Below are 1,007 nucleotides of genomic sequence, written 5' to 3' on the forward strand. Positions count from 1 at the left end.
CCTTCCCGCTTTTCAGCGGCTTCGTATCGAAGTCAATGATTATGGCTGCTTCAGTAGCTGAAGGCTATGATGTTGTTTGGTTATTATTACTATTTGCCGCTGCCGGCGTATTTCATCACGCGGGCATCAAGATTCCTTACTTCGCACTTTTTGCTCACGATTCAGGTATCCGTACAACTGAACCACCCAAAAACATGCTAATTGCGATGACCTTAGCAGCCGTTGGGTGTGTTGTACTAGGTACCTTTCCTGCTCAGACTGTTTACGCTCTATTGCCCTGGGAACACAGCTACCAGCCCTACGATATTACGCACGTTCTTACGCAGTTACAGCTTTTGTTCTTCTCGGCTCTAGCGTTTGTATGGTTAAACCTGCGCAATCTATACCCGCCAGAACTACCTTCCACAAATCTGGATGCTGACTGGTTATACCGAAAGCTTGCTCCCGCGTTTGTAAAAAGGCTAGCATGCACGATCTATTGCACCTATGAAAAGATTGAAAAATCACTCGCTTATTCAATTAAGCAAATGATTCAAAACTCTTATGACACCAAAGCTGGAAAACCAAAAGGATACTTTGCAAGGCTATGGCCAACTGAGACCATGGTTGTTTGGGTCGCCATTTTGCTAGCAGTATATTTAATGATTTATTACTTTCCTGAGCTGCTCTAATCGAGCAGCTTTTCAACTAAGTAAATCTTTATTAGCTCCAAGAGTCCCTAGCTAGGTTGTATTCTATTTTGCGTACATAGATCATAATACCTCCGGTTACACTCCCTCGTTTTTTGACATATTTGCCTTCGGTTTCTAGGCTTTATATTAGCCTCTACTCATTACAGGGACTTAAAGCTATGAGATTACCATCCTATTTATTCCGCCTAGTATTACTATGTTTTGCCACCTTTGGCTCCAATATCATATTGGCAGACCCTGTCTGGATCGACGTGAGAAGTAAAATTGAACACACTTTCGACCATATAGATGGTGACCTACGTGCCACCCACAACG

1 pseudogene is annotated in these 1,007 nt (G+C 43.0%); it reads left to right on the top strand.

Annotated elements, in window-relative coordinates:
• Nucleotides 1–671 (top strand): annotated as a pseudogene (locus A3761_RS02345) (Na(+)/H(+) antiporter subunit D); the annotation flags it as partial.
• Nucleotides 672–1,007: the final 336 nt, after the last annotated feature.

Source organism: Oleiphilus sp. HI0123, from assembly GCF_001635315.1.